This is a genomic window from Armatimonas sp. (genome assembly GCF_031410135.1).
Classification (GTDB): Bacteria; Armatimonadota; Armatimonadia; order Armatimonadales; family Armatimonadaceae; genus Armatimonas.
On the sequence record NZ_JANNYP010000603.1, the window covers coordinates 1 to 4,168 of the forward strand.

General features: G+C 58.9%; 6 protein-coding genes and 1 pseudogene. All 7 read left to right on the forward strand.

Annotated features, from left to right (window positions below; genetic code table 11):
• A pseudogene (locus RMO15_RS22095) lies at window positions 1-850 on the forward strand (hypothetical protein); the annotation flags it as partial.
• Between the two features lie 68 nt (window positions 851-918).
• A complete protein-coding gene (gene ndk, locus RMO15_RS22100) occupies window positions 919-1,332 on the forward strand; it encodes a nucleoside-diphosphate kinase (RefSeq protein WP_309717290.1) in 414 nt (137 codons plus the stop codon).
• Window positions 1,333-1,336: 4 nt separating this feature from the next.
• Complete coding sequence (queA, locus tag RMO15_RS22105) at window positions 1,337-2,368, forward strand: tRNA preQ1(34) S-adenosylmethionine ribosyltransferase-isomerase QueA (RefSeq protein WP_369016154.1); 1,032 nt, start codon at window positions 1,337-1,339, stop codon at window positions 2,366-2,368.
• Window positions 2,369-2,399: 31 nt separating this feature from the next.
• On the forward strand, window positions 2,400-3,026 hold the full coding sequence (locus tag RMO15_RS22110; protein ID WP_309717294.1) for a helix-turn-helix domain-containing protein: 627 nt from the start codon (window positions 2,400-2,402) through the stop codon (window positions 3,024-3,026).
• Complete coding sequence (locus RMO15_RS22115) at window positions 3,019-3,354, forward strand: hypothetical protein (RefSeq protein ID WP_309717297.1); 336 nt, start codon at window positions 3,019-3,021, stop codon at window positions 3,352-3,354. Before RMO15_RS22110 ends, RMO15_RS22115 begins: the two co-directional genes overlap by 8 nt.
• On the forward strand, window positions 3,345-3,761 hold the full coding sequence (locus RMO15_RS22120) for a hypothetical protein (RefSeq protein WP_309717300.1): 417 nt from the start codon (window positions 3,345-3,347) through the stop codon (window positions 3,759-3,761). The genes RMO15_RS22115 and RMO15_RS22120 overlap by 10 nt, the downstream gene beginning before the upstream one ends.
• Window positions 3,762-3,765: 4 nt before the next feature.
• A partial coding sequence (locus RMO15_RS22125) for a hypothetical protein (RefSeq protein ID WP_309717303.1) occupies window positions 3,766-4,168 on the forward strand: 403 nt, incomplete at its 3' end.

The window sequence follows — 4,168 nt, forward strand, 5'->3', positions numbered from 1 at the left end:
CGAGCTGGTAGATCGGCCCTTCTGCGGTTTCTTCGCCACGGTCAAAGAGCGCGAGGCGGCGGGCTGCACCCCGGAAGTCGAGGAAGAGGAGTACCACGACTTCACGAGCTACTTCTTCGCGGCACTGACGGGAAAAGACCGCCTGGGCCGCAAGTCTGTTCAGCCCGACTACAACAAAGACGGCAAGGTGGGTATGGATGAAGCCTTCGCGTGGACACAGATCAACGAGGAGTCTATTGATGTGCCCGTAGCCACCAGCGATGTCTTTCTGCGCCGCTTTGTGCCGATTGAGAGCGACGAAGAGATTACGGCAACCTCCTGGAACGACCTGAAAAACGCCGCGTCACCGTCGCAGCGGGCCGCGCTCGAAGGGCTGAGTGAAAAACTTGGCACAACCGCGCAGGGCGAGGATCGGGTCAAAGTCGCCTACGACCAGTTCCGCAAGCTCGTGGCACGGGACCTGCGCCCCAGTAGCTCTACCGGAATTCGGCTCACGCCTGAGGCCCAGAAGAGCTATAATACGGCCCGGCAAGACCTCAACCAGCGCTTCCCCGCACTCGGAAACCGCCGCGCCACCACCGATGAGTGGAAAGAGGCCGTGGTGCAGGCAATGGCCTATCTCGAAGAGCGTCCCACGCAGCTCGCCGAGCTTGCTCAGGTGCGCCAGCAGATCGAGGGAGCCAGCAAGAGTAGCTACGCCAAAGACATCGAAGATGCCCGCTGGTTTCGGTTTATACGAATCGCCAAGTCTGTGATTCTGGAGCAGCGCCTGCGTAAGTCTGGGGATAAAGCGCGGATTAAGCAGCTAGAGGCACTCCACAAGCTGGAATCTCAGAACCCGTTGCGGTAGAATAGCTCCTTGGTGGGCGCACTGCGTGCAGTGCGCCCTAACTCTGTGTCAGGATATAGATAAATACGATGGAACGAACCTACATCATGGTCAAGCCCGACGGTGTCCAGCGCCGTCTGGTCGGTGAGATCATTGGCCGCTTTGAGAACCGTGGGCTGAAACTTGTCGGGCTCAAGCAGCTTGTCCCCAGCCGCGCCACTGCTGAGAAGCACTACGCCGTTCACGCGGAGCGTCCGTTTTTTGGTGAGCTGGTAGACTTTGTCACCAGTGGTCCCGTGGTTGCGATGGTCTGGGAAGGCTCCGATGCGATTCAGATCTGTCGCAACATGATCGGCGCTACCAAGCCCGTCAACGCCGTCTCGGGCACCATTCGTGGTGACTACACCTGCGACATGATGCTCAACCTTATCCACGGCTCCGATGCACCTGAGACTGCCGCCGATGAGATCGCGCTTTGGTTCAAACCCGAGGAGCTTCTCTAGCTTCGTGCAGCTCTCGGACTTTGACTACAACCTACCTGAGGAGCGCATTGCGCAGACTCCACTGGAGCCGCGAGATTCCTCGCGGCTCCTTTGCGTGGATCGAGCAACTGGGGCACGCTCACACCGAATCTTTCGTGAGCTGCCCGAGCTTCTGAGTCCCGGTGATCTCTTAGTTCTCAACGAGACCCGAGTCTCCGCGCTACGGCTCTTTGGTGAGCGGCCTGGCACGGGGGGGCAGATCGAGGTGTTTCTTCTGCGCCCCGCGATTGAGCATGGCGACGGGTATTTTGAAGCCCTCGTGCGGCCTGGTAAGAAACTGCTGCCGGGGCAAAAAGTTCAGTTTTCGGAGGTGGATTTAGAGGCGGAAGCGCTCTCCACACTCGATAATGGCGGGCGGCTACTGCGCTTTCTAGGCGAGGATGTCCTGGAAAAGCTCGACGCCATTGGACGCGTCCCACTGCCGCCCTATATCACTGCGCCGCTGGAAAACAAAGAGCGCTACCAGACAGTCTACGCAAAAACGCCGGGCTCTGCGGCGGCTCCCACAGCGGGGCTCCACTTCACGCCTGAACTGCTGAAAAAGCTCCAAGCGCACGGCGTGGGCATGGCGCGGCTACGGCTCGATGTCGGAATTGGGACGTTTCGCCCTATCAAGACCGAGAATATCGCCGAGCACGTGATGCACACCGAGACCTACGCGATCTCCGAAGAGACGGCGGCGGCGGTGAATACCTGTAGCGGGCGCGTGATCGCGGTGGGCACCACGGCTCTGCGGGCGCTGGAGTCGGCGGGGCAGCTGGCAAAGCCGCACGAGCGTGTGGTGGCAGTGGAAGGTGAGACCGGAATCTTTATCACGCCGGGATATGCCTTCCGTACCGTAGATGGTCTGATCACCAATTTTCATCAGCCGCGCTCGACTCTTCTCTTGCTTGTGGCGGCGTTTATGGGCTACAAAAGTATGCGAGGCGCGTATGAAGAAGCTCTCAAAAAAAGCTACCGATTTTTAAGCTTCGGTGATGCCATGCTGACGGTATGATGCGATGCTCGCGGTATAATGCCATTTACATATGTCGGGCCTCAAGAAGTACGAACAGTTTGTTAACCGTCCCAAACAGGACGTAACCCCCGCCGAGCGCCTCCCTGTCCCTGAACCGGGGTCGGCGGAGATGATCAGCGCGGATTACGAGATCAAGGGAGGGATCACGCTTGTCCGTGGCCCTGAGGAAGTGGAGCTTGGCCAAGCGACGCTTGAGCTGGATCTAGCGCCTGTTGGGCCGCGCGTTATGGTGCGGTCTCCGTTTAAGATTCCTAACCCTAAACAAGTCACGGAGTCGCTTCGCATCCCTCCGCTCCCGCCCCAGAACCCGACAACCGATGCCGAAGGGGCAGCGCTCTGGGAAGGGCTTCCACGCCATGTGCAGATCCTCGCCTCGATGGCCCCCGAGACTATTCCACCATCGCGGACGTTTGAAGAGACCCGTGAGCAGCTCATCATTCGCCTCCTAGACCCGATTTTGACGCTGGAAGAGACAGGGAAGCTGCTCGATGTCTGTCCTGCCACGGTGCGGCGCTATGCCAACCGGGGGCACTTAGTCCACCATCGCACCCTGGGGCAACAGCGCCGCTTTAAGCTTTCGGATGTGATGGCATTTCTCGACAAACGTGCTGCCAAGCAGCAGCGCACCCGTGTCTAGCCTCCGCACCGATTTGGGGCGAGTTGTGGCCAACGAGGCACGCTGGCTGGCGAGTTTTGTTGAGCGCGGGCGTGGCTGGCTTGCCCGGAGCCCCGATCCGAATCTTGCCCTCGGTATTCCCCTGAGCGAAGGCGAGCGTCTCCACTCCATTGGGATGCACTTCCCGCTAGAGATTGCCTACTGTGATGCTGCGGGAAAAGTGCTCCGCATTGTGACACTCCCGCCGTTTCGCATCGCCCCTGCCGTCGCAGGGGCTGTCGTTGCCTGGGAGCTGGTACCGGGCAAGCTAGAGGGAATCACGGTGGGCGAGAGGCTACTATGCGACTGAGCCTGAACATGGCTGACAGGCCACGCTATCTCATCACCCTCGGCGACACGTGCCATACGCCCGAAAACCTTGATCGCCTGCGTCTGATCCCGCTTGCCCGCCCCGAGGCCACTATTGCCGCCGTGCGCTATGTCCAGATCCCGCAGTGGAAAGAGATGGGCATCAAAGCCGCACACGTCCAGCTCTCCATCGGCCACGCCGATCTTATAGCAACTCTGGGCGATGAGAGCTTCGCCGCCGCCGCCTACCCGCGCTTTATGGCGCACGCCCATGCCATCGCCGCTGAGCTTGAGCAACTCTGTGAGCCTGGAGCCACGCTAGAAATCGCCGCCATTACGGGGTTTAATGAGTGGAAGTGGGAAGTCGCATTTCATCAATGTCTTGAGGAAATGCGGCAGGTGAGGTGATGCAATGCAAGAGAAGAGCCAAGTAAAGCGTGATGAAGCGATTCTGGAAGTTGTCTTACAGGATCTATTGACCCTCAATGAAAAAGGCCTGCCTTTTTCATTGCCACCCGCACCTCGTGAGATATTCTTTAACCCTGACCCTTGCAAGTATCTGAAAGACAAGCCGCAAGAAGTGTTGGAGCACTGGGGAGCGTGGAAAAAGCTCTCTGCGACCGAGCGGCGTGCAGTAGGGCAGGCTACCACACAGCTTACGGCACCAAAAAAAGAGCAGGGCATTTTCGCGCACTATCATCCTCAGCATCCGAAGATTAAGCTTGCTCGTGTCAAAGAGCGAGGAGGGCACGCGAAGCCCTACCAAGCAAACTATCCTCTCCATGCGAGTGCACCGGGTTTTACAAACGATGGCC